This window comes from Bradyrhizobium sp. Ash2021 (assembly GCF_031202265.1).
Classification (GTDB): domain Bacteria; phylum Pseudomonadota; class Alphaproteobacteria; order Rhizobiales; family Xanthobacteraceae; genus Bradyrhizobium.
Genome location: NZ_CP100604.1, coordinates 6293587 through 6307350, shown reverse-complemented (window position 1 = coordinate 6307350; position 13764 = coordinate 6293587). Strand labels below are relative to the sequence as shown.

Below are 13764 nucleotides of genomic sequence, written 5' to 3'. Positions count from 1 at the left end.
ATCCGGGGTCCATGTCCCGGCGTGGGTCCCGGCTCTGCCGAGCAGCGCTACGCGCTGCACCGCGTCCGGGACACGAGACCAGTTACGCCCGCGTTCCCGTGAACGGGAAGCTGCCCATCGGGCCGATGCCCATTTCGCCGGACATGCTGTCGCCGGACACCTTGCCGGTGAAGGCCAGCGTCAGCGGCATCGGGTTGGTGATGGAGATCTTCCAGGCGACGTCGTCGCCGCTGGCGGTGCCGTCGAAGATTTCGCCGGAATTGCCGTCGGCGCCCTGGGTGCCCGTCAGCGTGCCGCCATTGTTCGTCAAGGTCAGCGTCGCCTTGCGCTCGCCCATCGGCGTGGTCATCACGATGTTCCAGTTGCCGTCCACTGCCATTGCTGTCTCCCCAATATTTCCCAGTAAACCGGAATGGTTCTGAGTTCCAAACTCGGGCGGCGGTATAACCTATCTCGCTGCTGAAGCCTATGGTGTGGTGAATGCGGCCATCAAGTGGCGGCGCGCAGGCGGCTCGTTACCAGGATGCGGAACGCCACATACTGGATGGCGAAGGCCGCAATCTTCGCGCCGACCAGCACAACCGTCACATAGAATGTCCACAGCTTCATGTCGCCGGTCAGCGCCACTGCGATGGTGCCACAGCCGAGCGCGAACATCAGCGCCGCCCACGCTAAGCCTGCAAGCGTGGCATATTCCGGAATGGTCTCGGTCACGATCGGCGGCAGATAGCGCAGCAGCCATCCGCGCTTGAGCATGATGGCGCCGATCGCAAAATGCCCGATCGCAGGCTTGGCCAGCACGAAACGCGGATCGTTGGTGAGCAACGTCGCGCTGCCGAGCACGATCACCAGCGCCAGGCTGGCATAGGTCATGAAGCCGAGCGGCTTGCCCTTGACGCGGGCGTAGATCACTTGCGCGATGGCGCCTGCGATCGCGACGCCCGTCGCCAGCAGCACGTTGTCGGTCAAGAAGTAGATCGCAAGGAACAGGATGGTGGAGAGAAAATCGGTGGCCAGTCTGGCGAATACGTCCTTCATCGTCCTGCTCTCTGTTGGATCGGTGGTCTGATGATATCCTAATGCGTTGCCGGCAGGGTACTGACGGGCGCCAGTCCGTATTTCGCCTTGCGATACTGCGGATACCATTTGGTGAAATAGACCGCGCTGTTGCGGGCGGCGAAGGTGATCAGCAATCCCGACCAGAGCGGCAGGCTGGGGACATAGAGCAGCGCAATGTTGCCGATCATCATCAGCAGCGCGGCGCCGGTCCAGGCCCATGTGATCAGATAGTTCGCGTGGAGGAAACCGGGCAGCCGCGCGGTCTCGGCATCGACCGCCTCCCGTGCATATTGCAGCGTGAAGGGGTGGCGAAACACGATCGACAGCAGCGACACCAGGAAGATGCCGGTATCGACCGCGAACTTGACAGCCGATGAGTTCATGGCGGGATCGGTCAGGACGTAGCCGCCGACCGCGGCGAACACGACCACGGAGCCGGCGCCGAGAATCTTGACCGAGCGGCCGCGCAAGATGTCGAGCGCGATCACGCCAAGGCAGACCGCAACGGCGGCAAACAGGCTCACGGCGGCCGAGGTCACCAGCATCAGCAGGCCATAGACGCCGTAGGGGACAAGGATCAGGAAAATCGCCATGGCAGCCTCATTCGGGCTAATCTTTACATCGTCAAGATAGACTAGGGGCGAGCGGCGGAATCGTCAAGCGAAATCTTTACAGTGTCTAAATTGTGATAATCGGATATTGTGATGGAATTACAATTATTTAGGTTGGCGTAAGTCTAGCCATTAGAATCCACGACAGGATCAACACGGCGCAGGCGACCAGCAACCGATCGTGATCGTCATGCCGCCGACCCGGCAGATGCGAAATTGCAGGGTGTTGGGAGCGACATACATGCCCAGCGGATGCAGCAGCCGCGAGATCAGGAGCGCGGCCATCAGCAAATGCACGCGCAGCGCGGAAGCGCCCGACATTTCGAGCATCGCGACCATCAGCGCGACGATCGCGACATATTCGGCAAAGTTGGCATGCGCCCGGATCGCGCTGCGCAGCGTCGAACTGCCGCTGTCGCCAAAACTCGCCCGATTGGTTTGGCGCAACCGGATCACTTGCACGGTGAGGACTGCATAGAGCAGCGCGAGAACCGCGAGATAGGCTGACGTGATCGAGGGCAGGTGCATGGCGATTTCTCGGATGGTTGGCATCGTCATTCCGGGGCGATGCGCAGCATCGAACGCGGAATCCAGAGACGATGCCATCGAGATTCCGGGTTCAGCCCTGCGGGCTGCCCCGGAATGACGGGGCAAGGCCCTTACTCCGACCCCACCCAATTGCCGTGAAAACCATCGGGCACGCGATGGCCGAGATGCACCAGCGCCACTGGGCCGGCTTCGACATCGGTAGCATTGAACACCGCCAGATCGCTGCGGTTTTCCCGCGCGCGCCAGACCGCGGCCAACAGCCAGCCATCCCCCTCGGCGGCATCGCTGCCGCGCTCGACGAACACCGGCTCCGAAATCGTGTCGCCGGCGGGCAGCAGATAATTGCCAAGCCGCGTACCTTTGCCGTCGACATGCACGATGCCGGACAGCGCTCCGAACATCGGCAGATCCGGATTGGCGCAGGCGTACCAGCCGTGGCTGCTTTTCAAGCCGGCGCGGCGATCGTCGATGCGCGGGAATTCGCCAGTCAGGTCGTCGAGATAGGTTTGCGTGAAACGGTCGGTATTACCTGCAAGATCGAAGCTCCAGCGGCAGTGGCGGGCGCGGGATTTCGCCGGATCCGTCGGCGAGCCGTCGGGATGGGTGAACAACGGGGCTTCCTCGAACTGCATGACGTCGGCGATGATGCGGTCGCCTTCTTCCCAGTCGTTCATGACATGGAAGACGTAGCAGCTTTCGGCGCGGAACCAGACGATGTCTTTCGCCGAACCGCTGCGCTTCATGACGCCGACATAGGCGCCCTTGTCCGGCTCCCAGGCATAAGGCGGCTTGCCGCGCATTGCGCGATCCATGCTGCCGGTGATCGGCAATATCGGAAACAGCAGGTGATGTTCGGTGACGATGAAGTCGTGCACCATGCTGGCATAGGGCGCCTCGAACCGATCGAACCGCGTCACCACGCCGGACGCGTTGACCGATCCGAAGGACAGGGCAGGGGTCAGCGGGCCGGCGGCGTTGTAGCCGAAGAACACCATTTCGCCGGTGACCGGATCGATCTTCGGATGCGCGGTGAAGGGGCCGGAGATGGCGCCCTTGTAGTCGCAATAGCCGATCCGGTTCAGCGTATCCGGCTCGATCTCGGTCGGCAGATGACCCTCTTCCAGCGCCAGCAGGCGGCCGGCGTGAAAGATGATGTTGGTGTTGGCGACCCCTCCGTCGGTGATGGTCGAAGGCGGCGCGTCCGGCAGCTTGCGGCCGAAGCCGCCGAACAGCGCGCGGCCGGCGTCATGCTCGGCCTGCCACTTGGGGGTGCGGACCCAGCGATTGCGGTAGCTGGCGTGGCCGTTTTCGAGACGGAAGGCGTGCAGCATGCCGTCGCCGATGAACCAGTGCGCGCCCGGCGCGTCGAATTGCGGGTTGGGGCCGTTGCGATAGAGCGTGCCGTTGAGCTCGCGCGGCAGTTCGCCGGTCACCTTCAAAAACGGCGCGTCGCACTCAAAAGGGATCGGCGCCAGATTGGTCCGCGCCGCATTGGATGTCACCTGGTCAAGCATCTCGCGCTCCCTCCGTTTATATCTTTACATCGTAAAGATATGGGTACAAGGCGTCCCGCGCGCCGTCAAGCAAAATCTTTACAGTGTCAAAATGGCGTCATATAAGGATTCGCATGGCAAGATTATCCAGAGAAAGCAGAGCGAGCCGCCCGGCGACGGCGCGAGCCCGCAGGCCGGCGAAGGCCGTAGCCGAAAGGCCCGCCCGGCGGCCGCGCAAATCATCCGGCGATACCCCCTATCACCATGGCGACCTGCACGAGGCTTTGCTGAAGGCAGCCGAGCAGGTGCTGGAGCGCGACGGCCTACCGGGGCTGACGCTGCGCGCGGTAGCGCGCGAGGCCGGCGTATCGCACGCCGCACCCACCCATCATTTCGGCGATCTCACCGGTTTGCTCAGTGAACTCGCCGCGATCGGTTTTCGGCAATTCGGCGCGGCGATGGCGGCTGCCGGCGCTTCCGCTGCCACGCTGCCCGAGAAGGGGATGGCGAGCGCCAAGGCCTATGTCGCCTATGCACAGGCGCATCCCGGCATGTACGGGCTGATGTTCCGCAACGAGCGGCTCGATTATTCGCGCCCGTCGCTGCACGAGGCCTCCGAAGCCTCGTTCGCAGGGCTGGCCCGCTCCGTCGGCGCCAGCCGGCAGGAGCAGATTTCCAAGGAATCGCTGTCGCTGGACCAGGCTGCCGCCATCGCGCGCGCCTGGTCGCTGGTGCATGGTTTTACCATGCTGCTGCTCGACGGACGCCTCTCCAAGATTCTGGACCGGTCGCCCGAGGGCACATCTGCGGAAATGTTGTTGACCGCGATGCTGCGGTCGACCGGGGGCCACCCGCCGCGGCCCTAACGGCGCGACCCAAGGCCTAGCGCCTCGCCAGACCCACCGCGACGCCGGTCTCTCCGATCACCTTCACCTCGTCCTTGCCGCACTTGAAATCGCGCGCCAGTTCGTCCGCAGCCTTGCGGGCGAGGTCATTGGCGTTGGCGTTGGCCTGCGCGTCGACATAGGCGACGTGGCAGACCTCGCCGGGCGGCAGCCGCGTCACCGCCAGCATCGGCTTTGCAATCGGGCGTCCGCTCTTGTCCCGGTCGCCATTGTCGGCGATGTGCCAGCGCTGGATGATCGCAAACGGCTTGCCGTCCTTGGCCCGCCATTCGACCGTGTTGCTGGTCGAGTTGAACGGGCCGAACCAGGTTTGAGCCGCAGGCTCGCTGGCCGCCGCGGCGCCACTGCGGCCGACCGAGACGGTTTCGCGCAGATCGTCTTCGGCAATCCGCACCACCAGGCCTGATTTGCCCGGGCAAAGGCGCATGGTGCTGCCGTCGAGTTCGCTGGGCTTGCCGATCATGCGGCAACCCTTCGGGGCGGTAGAGCTGTAGCTGCTGCTGAATGTTTGGGCGTTTGCCGGTGAAACGGCTGATATCAGCGCCGCGGCGGCCAATCCGGATGCGACCTGCAAACAGGGGACGCGTTTCATCCCAAAACCTTATCGCCAAAGGAAACTTCGACGGGAACCTCGACCGATCAGACGTGTGCAATCTGGGGAAGGTTCAAGCCGGAGGTGCGAAACACCTGACACGGGCGCGGAATCGTCCTAGAAGAGCGGCTCCGCGATCCCTTTTCGCCTTCACCAGTGTGTCAGTTACGTCATCGCCATGCCTGCTATTCCAGCGAATAAACCCTACCGCGTCGGCCGTTCCTCCACCGGGCTTGGCCTCTTCGCCACCAAACCGATCAAGAAGGGCACCAAAATCATTCGCTATTTTGGGCCGCTCCTGGATTCGAAGAAGAAAAAAGACGACGCGATCGAGAACAAATATCTGTTCGAGCTCAACAACCGCTGGACCATCGACGGCTCGGTGCGCAAGAACGTCGCCCGCTACATCAACCACGCCTGCAAGCCGAACGCGGAATCCGACGTCAAACCGCGCAAGCGCAAGGTCTTCATCCGCGCCATCAAGAACATCGAACCGGGCGAAGAGATCAACTACGATTACGGCACCGATTATTTCAAAGCCTATCTGAAGCCGATCGGCTGCAAATGCGCGGCCTGCGAGAAAAAGCGCAAGAAGAAGCGCGCCGAGGCGCGGGCCGAGAAATTGCGCCTGAAGGCCAAGGCGGAGCGCAAGGCGCTGAAGCAGGCGGAAAAGCTGGCGGCGAAGGCTGCAAAGAAGAACGGCGCCAGTGCCAACGGCGTCAAGGCCAACGGCGTCAAAATGAATGGCGTCAAGGCGAACGGCAAACACCTCAACGGCAAGCACCTGAACGGCAACGGTCAGGGCAAGGTGACGGCAAGGAAGCCGCTCGCCGTGAGGCCGCGGGCTCCCGCGCCTGAGCCGGCCCTTCAGGCCTAGAGCATTCAATCAGCGCGCCCGTTATCCTGAGAGGCCGTGAAGCTATCTCGGACCTCATCCTGAAGGAGCGGCGTCTTCGCCGCGTCTCGAAGGATGGCCGCGAGTCCGCGTGTTGCGTCCATCCTTCGAGGCTCGCCGAAGTCGGCTCGCACCTCAGGATGACGTCCGTGGGAGAATTCATCCCCCAGGCCTCCGCGTCGAGTCCGGCAGCGGCGCATCGCCAAAATCGAGCGCCGAGCGTTGCAGAATCGTGCCGCTGTCGTCGACGACGACGCGAAATCGCCGGTGTTCCCAAAAGAACGTCATGCGATGCCGGCCGAGATCCGCATCGACCCCGCGCTCGGAGAGGCTCGTGATCTTGCCGGCTTGCATCTGTTGCCTGAGAACCGGCAACGCGATGCCGAGGCCCTCGGCGATCACGGACGCGTCGATCTCAAGGTCGCCGTCGCGGAATTCGACCGGTTTCATGCCGCACCTCGGGCAGGGCTGGGTTTGGATCGCGCGGGATAGGCGCATTCCGCCAGCGTCGTGGAGTCAAGCTCGCGCATAAAGGCTTCGCGCGCGGCGGCGAGCTTTGCCTTGAGACGGCAGCGCGGCGTCAGCACGCAACCGCCGCCATCCTCGCGAAAACATTCGACCAGCGCTTCGCCTTCGAGTGCGCGCACGACTTCGCCGAGCGTGATCGACGCCGGCGGCCGCGCCAGCGTGAAGCCGCCGCCGGCGCCGCGCTGGGTCGCAATGAATCCGCCGTCGGCGAGGTCGCGCACCACCTTGGCCAGGTGATTGCGGGAGATGCCGAACTCGGCGGCGATTTCGTTGGTCGCGAACGAGCGCGCCGGCTCGCCCGCCAGCCGCATCAGGGCGCGCAACGCAAAATCCGTAAATGACGTCAGGCGCATGGGAGGCCCTCGAAAACAAGACTTTGCAGAGACCCTATACAAGACTAAATGCGTATTTGAAATACCTATTTAAGGAGACCTGCCATGGCAGCGGCAGAACGGCGCGAAAAGATCACGGCCGAGATCGTCGCGAGAACCGGGATTACCGAGGCCATGATCGAGCGGCTGGTGCACGGCTTCTACGCCAAGGTAAGGGCCGATGCGGCGCTGGCGCCAATATTTGACGCCCGGATCCGGGATTGGGAACCGCATCTGGCGCAGATGTGCGCGTTCTGGTCGTCGGTGGCGCTGATGTCGGGCCGCTATCAGGGCACGCCGATGGTCAAGCATGTGCCGCTGCCGGTCGATGCCGCCCATTTCGACCGCTGGCTAAAACTGTTCGAGGAGACGGCCCGGGAGATCTGCCCGCCGGCGGCCGCGACGCATTTCGTCGAACTTGCCCGGCGGATTGCCGCGAGCCTCGAGCTCGGCATCGCCGGCGGCCAGGGCGTCATGCTCAGGCCGGGCGAACGATTCAGGCGTAACGAAACGGGAGCCGTGCAATGATCGACCGGGCGCATGTCGTGACTGACCCAGTATCGGCGAATCCGTATTCCGGCAGCAGCCTGCTGCCGATGCTGGTCGCAGGGCTCGTTCTGACGCTGGTCGGGATGATCGCGGCTGTGCTCCTGAGTTGAGGCGTCATTGCGAGGAGCGCAGCGACGAAGCAATCCATTCTTTCTTTGCGTGGTGAGATGGATTGCTTCGCTTCGCTCGCAATGACGATTTCGGACTATCGTTTCCCAATAGGTCGATTAAGCCGCCACGGCGCCGCCGCTCCGGCGCAGGCCGATATATTGCAGCTCGGCGAACACGCCGGTTGCGGTCGCCTGCGCCACGACGACGATCTCGCCAAGCAGGTTCGGCGACACCGCGCCGGAGAACAACAGCGCGATGCTGGCGAGCGTCCAAGCCGCGTTGCCGGCGACCACGAGCATCACCAGCGCCTTCGGCACCGATGGCCGCGTGCCGAGCCAGCCCACCAGGATCGTATAAGCGATCAGGAACAGGCCGGTCTCCTGCAACAGCGCCTGGGGCAGGTTGAGCAAGGAAACAAAGATGCCGGCGCCAAGCGTGAGCCCTGCGGCGGATACGCCGCTGAAGATGGCGTCAGCCAGCAGGGCGCGGCGCAGGAACCGGGATGGGTTGATCATGACAAGTCTCCTTATCGGTTTGGGGGTGGGACGGTTCAGCGGAGCCAGGCGAGGAGCCGGCGCAGGTGCCGCACGGGACACAGCGCCTTGCCGATCCTGTTCTCGATCGTCTGCACCTGCGCGAACACGAAAACGCCTGTGTCGTGCACCACCGGTTCGGGCATGTTGAACGACCGCGCCACCGCCCAGATTGCCAGATGGAGCATCCACGGGATCAGGACGGCGAGCGTGCGAACGAGGGAAAGCATCAGCATGGGTCATCTCCTGTGCCTGACAAGATGATCCAGCCCGCGCCCCAATTCGATTACCTCGGACGTAATGGAACGGCTGACAATCGCGTGATAGGTTTTCGGGCATGAACGCACATGCATCTGCGGCGCGAGCCGAACGAACCCAGCCGGTCCATATCGGCGACCATTTGCGCGAATGGCGGCAGCGCCGCCATCTCAGCCAGCTCGACCTCGCCGGCGACGCCGAGATTTCGGCGCGTCATCTCAGTTTCGTCGAAACCGGCCGCGCCGCGCCATCCCGCGACATGGTCCTGCGGTTGGCCGAACGCCTGGAGGTGCCCTTGCGCGAACGCAATGTGCTACTGGTCGCCGCCGGCTTCGCGCCGGCGTTTCCGCAGCGCTCGCTCGACGATCCCGCGCTGAAATCGGCGCGCCAGGCGATCGATCTGGTGCTGAAGGCGCACGAGCCCAATCCGGCGCTGGCCTATGACCGGCACTGGAATCTGGTGACCGCCAACCGGATGGTGGCGCCGCTCTTGGAGGGCATTCCGCAGCGGCTGCTCGGACAGCCCTTCAATATCCTGCGGCTCGCCTTTCACCCCGAGGCGCTGGCGCCGCGCACGGTCAACCTCGCCGAATGGAGCAGCCATCTGCTGGAACGGTTGCACCGCCAGTGCGAGGCGACCGCCGATCCCGAACTCATCAAACTTTATCACGAGCTCAAGGCCTATCCGATGCCGGCGCGCTCGGGCCCGCTCTCGCCCGACAATGTCGCGATCCCGTTCAAGATGCGGCTCGACGGCGAGGTGCTGAGCTTTATCTCGACCACGATGATCTTCGGCACCCCGGTCGATGTCACGCTGTCGGAACTGGCGTTGGAGACCTTTTTTCCGGCGGACGATCTGACCGCCCGGCGGATGCGGGAGATGGCGGCAAATCTCAAATAGGGCCTTGCTCAAATAGCGCCTTGTCCGGGCCCGGATCGGGGCTTATCTCTGGGGGCCTTGCAGCCGAGGAGACCCCGATGAGCACGCTAAAACCGCTTAAGATCGATATCGTTTCCGACGTGGTCTGCCCCTGGTGCTATATCGGCAAGCGCCGGATCGAGAACGCGCTGGCGCTGGTGCCGGATGTCCCGGTCGAGGTGCGCTGGCGGCCGTTCTTCCTCAATTCCTGGGTGCCGCGCGAGGGCATCAGCCGCGACGAATATCTCACCGCCAAATTCGGCTCGGTCGAAGCCTACAAGAACATCGCCGGCCGCGTCGTGACCGCCGCGGGCGAAGAGGGGCTCACCTACCGGCCTGATCTGGTGAAGCGCCAGCCCAACACCATCGATTGCCACCGCCTGATCCACTGGGCGGAAGCGCAGGGCAAATCGGCCGAGATGAAGCAGCGGCTGATGGAATTGTACTTTCGCGACGGCGGCGATCTCACCGACGTGAATGTGCTGGTGCAGGCTGCGGCCGATGTCGGGCTCGATGCCGACGACATCCGCAAGCGCCTCGCCACCGATGAGGACGTGGCGCTGATCTCCGGCCAAGCCCAGGAAGCCTCCGACAAGGGCATCTCCGGCGTGCCAACTTTTGTGTTCGCGCAGAAATACGCGGTCTCCGGCGCCCAGCCGGCCGACCAGCTCGCGCGCGCGATCCGGCAGGTGTCGGGCGAAATCAACGCGCAGGCGGCGGAATAGGGCATTATTGGACAAATCGTCATGCCCGGCCTTGTGCCGGGTATCCACGTCTTACGATCTTGCGGCAAGAAAGTCGTGGATGGCCGGGTCAAGCCCGGCCATGACGATAAGTGCCAAAAAACTTGGGGGAAAAATCATGATCTACGAGCTTCGAACCTACACCGTAAAACCCGGCACCATTGGCGACATGGTCAAGGCGGCGAGCACGGTGTCGCGCGATATCCGCGGCGATAATTTCGGCAAGCTGGAAGGCTACTGGTCGACCGAGATCGGTCCGCTCAACCAGGTCCTGCACATGTGGAGCTACAGCGATTATGCCGAGCGTACCCGATTGCGCGCCGAACTCGCCAAGAACCCGCGCTGGGGCGGCGAATATTTGCCGCTGATCCGTCCGCTGCTGATACGTCAGGACGTCCGTCTGCTCAACGCGGTGAGGCCGCCGGTCGCCCCGGCGTCAACCGGCAACATCTACGAGATGCGCAACTATCGCGCCAGGCCCGCGGGCGCTGCCAAGCAATGGCTCGATGCGTTTACCGCCGTGCTGCCCGCGCGCGAAAAACATTCAAAGATCGTCGGCCTCTGGCAGACCGAAGCGGGACAGCCCAATGAAGTGCTGCACATCTGGGCCTATCCCGACCTCAACGCCCGCGCCGAGGCGCGTGGCAACGCCATGAAGGATCCGCCCTGGCAGGAATTCCTCAAGGTAGGCCCGCCGCTGCTGGAAGAGATGCACTCGACCATCATGCTGCCGGCGCCCCACTCGCCGTTGAAGTGAGTGTAGCAGAGCAGACGAGCGGTGTTTGGGATGCCTTCGCGCAACAACCATCGCCGTCATCCTGAGGCGCTCGCCATCTTTGGCGAGCCTCGAAGGATGGGCCGCGGGTTCCGACTGTCATCCTTACGAGGCTCGCAAGGGCTCGCACCTCAGGATGACGGGCAGTCTTTAAGGCTTAAGCCCCCTTCAAATAATAATTCGCACGCTTGCCGAGCGCGATGCGGCGCATCACGCGGCGCATCGCCAACGAGCTGCGCAGCGGTTTGATCGTCGCCGTTACCCCGCGATAGAACGCCAGCTTCAACGCATCGCGCACCGGCTGTTTGCCCGGTGGCTGTTGCGGCAGGCCGATGCCGCGCAGCATCGAATTGAAGAAATGCAGATCGTTGAGGCGGCGCACCTCGCGCGTCTTCCAGGTGATCGCCATCGAGATCGAATAGAAGCCGGCGGTGCGGACCCAGTGCGGCCACTGATACGGCACGTAGCAGCCGTCGCCCTCGAACAGATGAAACTCCTTGCCGCGCGGCGCAAAGCTTTCGTCGTATTTCAGATTGCGATGCTTGGTCATCGAGCGCTCGATCTCGTCGTCATCGACGATCGAGCGGTCGGTATTGTCCACAATCGTGAAGAATTTTTCGCCATGGATATGCACGAAGAAATTGTCTTCGCTGTCGAGATGGAACGGCGTGGTCGAATTCGGCGAGGATACGAACAGAAAGCCCTCGACCTGCTCAAAACCGGCATCGAGCAGCGAGTTGAAGCCGCGCGCCCGCGCCACCGAGAGCAGGGTGTCTTCCAGCAGCTTGCGGTATTCCGGCGAATTCTCGACGCGCTTGAGCACCATCCAGGCGCCCGCGGTCTCGATGCTTTTCACGACTTCAACCGGGTCGAGATCGACCGAGGGAATGGCGTCCGGGTCCTGGCTGATCGCGACCTTGCCGGAATTATATTCGATCAGGTCGCGCGGCAGTTCGGCGGCGAGCGCGGCAATGCGCGGCAGCGTCAGCAAGGGATGGCCGACAAGCTTGTGGCGGATCGCGAACGGTTTTGACGGAAAGTCGCGCCGCAGCGCATCGTTTGCCGCCGTAATCACCGGCGCGACAGCGGTGACGCTATTCATGAGGATTTCTCCTGACGTTTCCTGATGAAGTGAACGGCGCGGCGCATCGGCCCGCGGATCGATTGGCGCAACGCCAAGGCCGCATGGATCAGTGCGACGACGGGATCGTGCCGCCGCAGCGGGATCAGCACGTCGCCGATCGCCAGCCGTCCGCGCCAGATCGGATTGATCATGGGATGATCGGGGCTCGCGGTGGAATCGGCGAGCGCAATGGCCGGGTCGGCGCAGAGATGCGCGGTCAGGTCCAGCGTCAGCTGCACGCCCGGCGAAAATCTGGCGAAGCACTCGTCGACGCCGAGCTTGAAATAGAACGCGCGATCCCGATGCCGCAGCACGATCCCCGCCGCCACCGGCGTATCGCCGGCTCGCAGGCTGATTATCTCGCACTGGCCGGTCCCGGCCAGGCCTGCGGTCGCGCGGCGGATAAAGGCCGCATCGCCAAAATCCTGTCCGAGCGCGGTACCGCGCTTGGCCTTCCAGCCGCTGGCTTCCAGCGCAAGAAACGTTTCGAGCGCGGTGGCTACTTCCGCCTGGGTGCGCGCGACGTCGAAATGGACCGCGCCATGTTCGCCGAGGCGGTTGCGCTGGCGGCGCAGTTCTTTCAATTTCTTGGCGCCGAGCGCCTCGCGCAGCAATTCTTCCGCGTCGCGCGTCGCGTCGAGACAGGCGCGGAGATGGGACTGCAGCACGCGCGGGCGCAGGCCGTCGCGCCGCAATGCCTCGGCAAAGGCCTTCATCGCGGCGCCATCGAGCGCCACGTCGCGCAGGATCAGTGCGTGGTGACCGGCCCGCCGGGCCTGCTGCAGCAGCCGCCAGGCCGCGTCGTCAGCCATCTCGCGATCGAGCAGCGGCGTGCAAAGCGTGCCATAGGGGTCGGCGCTGACAAGGGCGGGCAGCGGAATGTTGTAGGCGCGGCGCATCGGAATGACCGGCATCAGGCCGATCAGTTTCGAGGCCTCGCTCCATGCATTCAGCGCGGAAGCCTCGACGCGGCCCCGCGCGGAAGCGCTGACCGCCAATTCCCAGTCGGGCAGATAATAACCGTTCGGCTCGATGGCGCGCTCGGCGAGCGCGCGCCATTGGGCAGGGGAGATGTCGGCGAGCGGCGCCGGCGCAGCGGCGGCTTTCGCCGCCGGCGCGCGTGCGCCCGTGGCATCGTTGATCAATGCACGACGGACCACCGTTTGTTCAGCAATCTCGGCCACTTCCCCGCTTCCCCGTTCGCGACCAGCGCAGGGACACAAGTGGTGCCGCCCGCTTCTGTCGCGTTCACAGGCAACGCTAGTCGAAAAGATTGGAAAAACCCGCTGGGCGCAGACTCGAATTGGAGCGGTCGTGTTAACGGGCCGTTCAGCATGACAACGCCGGCGAGGGATCAAGGGTCGGGGTGATTACATCCGGCGGCGCTTCGCTCGGCGCGATCAGCGGCCCGCTACCGTATAGGGGCCGCAGGCGGCGCGCCCTTTTCCCTCTGCACGACGCCAATGTCATATTGGCCCTGCAGGTCCAGCCAGAACTGCGCGTTGTTGCCGAAATAACAGCCCAGCCGCACCGCGGTATCGGCCGAGATCGTGCGGCGGCCATCGGGGATATAGGTGATGCGGCCGGATGGCACGCCGATATCGAGTGACAGGCGATTGGCGCTGAGCTTACGGGCCGCCAATTCGCGTTTCAGCAAACGGCCGGGATGGACGATGGGAGTCATAAGGGTCAACCTCTGTGGTAATCTTCAATCTCGACCTCGTGGGCGTCGCCTTGTCGACGCACGTGT

Annotated in this window: 20 protein-coding genes; 7 read left to right on the top strand and 13 right to left on the bottom strand. The window is 63.6% G+C overall.

What is annotated here, in order from left to right:
• Positions 1-82 precede the first annotated feature (82 nt).
• From NL528_RS30555 to NL528_RS30535, 5 genes are all read right to left on the bottom strand, one after another.
• Positions 83-379, bottom strand: a complete 297-nt coding sequence (locus NL528_RS30555; protein ID WP_309178083.1) for a hypothetical protein — start codon at positions 377-379, stop codon at positions 83-85.
• A 110-nt stretch (positions 380-489) separates the two neighbouring features.
• On the bottom strand, positions 490-1038 hold the full coding sequence (locus NL528_RS30550; protein ID WP_309178082.1) for a septation protein IspZ: 549 nt from the start codon (positions 1036-1038) through the stop codon (positions 490-492).
• A gap of 38 nt (positions 1039-1076) precedes the next feature.
• On the bottom strand, positions 1077-1652 hold the full coding sequence (locus NL528_RS30545) for a hypothetical protein (protein ID WP_309178081.1): 576 nt from the start codon (positions 1650-1652) through the stop codon (positions 1077-1079).
• A 168-nt stretch (positions 1653-1820) separates the two neighbouring features.
• A complete protein-coding gene (locus NL528_RS30540) occupies positions 1821-2222 on the bottom strand; it encodes an MAPEG family protein (RefSeq protein ID WP_309178080.1) in 402 nt (133 codons plus the stop codon).
• A gap of 107 nt (positions 2223-2329) precedes the next feature.
• The gene (locus NL528_RS30535) at positions 2330-3733 is read right to left on the bottom strand and encodes a carotenoid oxygenase family protein (RefSeq protein WP_309178079.1); all 1404 of its coding nucleotides are present in this window, start codon (positions 3731-3733) and stop codon (positions 2330-2332) included.
• 113 nt (positions 3734-3846) lie between these two features.
• Between NL528_RS30535 and NL528_RS30530 the strand changes: the two genes are divergently transcribed.
• Positions 3847-4578, top strand: coding sequence for a TetR/AcrR family transcriptional regulator (locus NL528_RS30530; RefSeq protein ID WP_309178078.1), 732 nt, complete (start codon positions 3847-3849; stop codon positions 4576-4578).
• 16 nt (positions 4579-4594) lie between these two features.
• Here the strand turns inward: NL528_RS30530 and NL528_RS30525 are convergent, their stop codons facing one another.
• Positions 4595-5209, bottom strand: a complete 615-nt coding sequence (locus tag NL528_RS30525; RefSeq protein WP_309178077.1) for a hypothetical protein — start codon at positions 5207-5209, stop codon at positions 4595-4597.
• A gap of 178 nt (positions 5210-5387) precedes the next feature.
• On the opposite strand from NL528_RS30525, the gene NL528_RS30520 reads away from it, so the two are divergent.
• Positions 5388-6086 (top strand): SET domain-containing protein, encoded by a 699-nt coding sequence (locus tag NL528_RS30520; protein WP_309178076.1) that lies wholly within the window; start codon positions 5388-5390, stop codon positions 6084-6086.
• Between the two features lie 177 nt (positions 6087-6263).
• Here NL528_RS30520 and NL528_RS30515 read toward each other — a convergent pair whose 3' ends face one another.
• Together NL528_RS30515 and NL528_RS30510 are read right to left on the bottom strand one after the other, a co-directional pair.
• Positions 6264-6554 carry a DUF6522 family protein gene (locus NL528_RS30515; RefSeq protein ID WP_309178075.1) on the bottom strand — a complete coding sequence of 97 codons (291 nt, stop codon included), beginning with the start codon at positions 6552-6554 and terminating at the stop codon, positions 6264-6266.
• Positions 6551-6985, bottom strand: coding sequence for an Rrf2 family transcriptional regulator (locus NL528_RS30510; protein WP_309178074.1), 435 nt, complete (start codon positions 6983-6985; stop codon positions 6551-6553). The genes NL528_RS30515 and NL528_RS30510 overlap by 4 nt, the downstream gene beginning before the upstream one ends.
• Positions 6986-7069: 84 nt before the next feature.
• Here NL528_RS30510 and NL528_RS30505 point away from each other — a divergent pair, with 84 nt between their 5' ends.
• Positions 7070-7531, top strand: a complete 462-nt coding sequence (locus NL528_RS30505; protein ID WP_309178073.1) for a group III truncated hemoglobin — start codon at positions 7070-7072, stop codon at positions 7529-7531.
• Positions 7528-7662, top strand: a complete 135-nt coding sequence (locus tag NL528_RS30500; protein ID WP_309178072.1) for a hypothetical protein — start codon at positions 7528-7530, stop codon at positions 7660-7662. The genes NL528_RS30505 and NL528_RS30500 overlap by 4 nt, the downstream gene beginning before the upstream one ends.
• A 117-nt stretch (positions 7663-7779) precedes the next feature.
• Here NL528_RS30500 and NL528_RS30495 read toward each other — a convergent pair whose 3' ends face one another.
• Both NL528_RS30495 and NL528_RS30490 read right to left on the bottom strand, forming a co-directional pair.
• Positions 7780-8178, bottom strand: a complete 399-nt coding sequence (locus NL528_RS30495) for a hypothetical protein (RefSeq protein WP_309178071.1) — start codon at positions 8176-8178, stop codon at positions 7780-7782.
• A gap of 35 nt (positions 8179-8213) precedes the next feature.
• Positions 8214-8432: a hypothetical protein gene (locus tag NL528_RS30490; RefSeq protein WP_309178070.1), complete on the bottom strand. Its 219-nt coding sequence runs from the start codon at positions 8430-8432 to the stop codon at positions 8214-8216.
• Between the two features lie 101 nt (positions 8433-8533).
• Here NL528_RS30490 and NL528_RS30485 point away from each other — a divergent pair, with 101 nt between their 5' ends.
• The 3 genes from NL528_RS30485 to NL528_RS30475 all read left to right on the top strand — a co-directional run bounded on the left by NL528_RS30485 (position 8534) and on the right by NL528_RS30475 (position 10873).
• Entirely contained in the window at positions 8534-9355 is an 822-nt protein-coding gene (locus tag NL528_RS30485; RefSeq protein ID WP_309178069.1) for a helix-turn-helix transcriptional regulator, read from the top strand.
• A 77-nt stretch (positions 9356-9432) separates the two neighbouring features.
• Positions 9433-10098, top strand: a complete 666-nt coding sequence (locus NL528_RS30480; protein WP_309178068.1) for a DsbA family oxidoreductase — start codon at positions 9433-9435, stop codon at positions 10096-10098.
• A 136-nt stretch (positions 10099-10234) separates the two neighbouring features.
• A complete protein-coding gene (locus NL528_RS30475) occupies positions 10235-10873 on the top strand; it encodes an NIPSNAP family protein (protein ID WP_309178067.1) in 639 nt (212 codons plus the stop codon).
• Between the two features lie 175 nt (positions 10874-11048).
• On the opposite strand, the gene NL528_RS30470 is transcribed toward NL528_RS30475, so the two are convergent.
• From NL528_RS30470 to NL528_RS30460, 3 genes are all read right to left on the bottom strand, one after another.
• Positions 11049-11993, bottom strand: coding sequence for a JmjC domain-containing protein (locus tag NL528_RS30470; protein ID WP_309178066.1), 945 nt, complete (start codon positions 11991-11993; stop codon positions 11049-11051).
• The gene (locus tag NL528_RS30465) at positions 11990-13198 is read right to left on the bottom strand and encodes a GNAT family N-acetyltransferase (RefSeq protein WP_375143905.1); all 1209 of its coding nucleotides are present in this window, start codon (positions 13196-13198) and stop codon (positions 11990-11992) included. The genes NL528_RS30470 and NL528_RS30465 overlap by 4 nt, the downstream gene beginning before the upstream one ends.
• Before the next feature lie 227 nt (positions 13199-13425).
• Positions 13426-13698, bottom strand: coding sequence for a HigA family addiction module antitoxin (locus tag NL528_RS30460; protein ID WP_309178065.1), 273 nt, complete (start codon positions 13696-13698; stop codon positions 13426-13428).
• Positions 13699-13764: the final 66 nt, after the last annotated feature.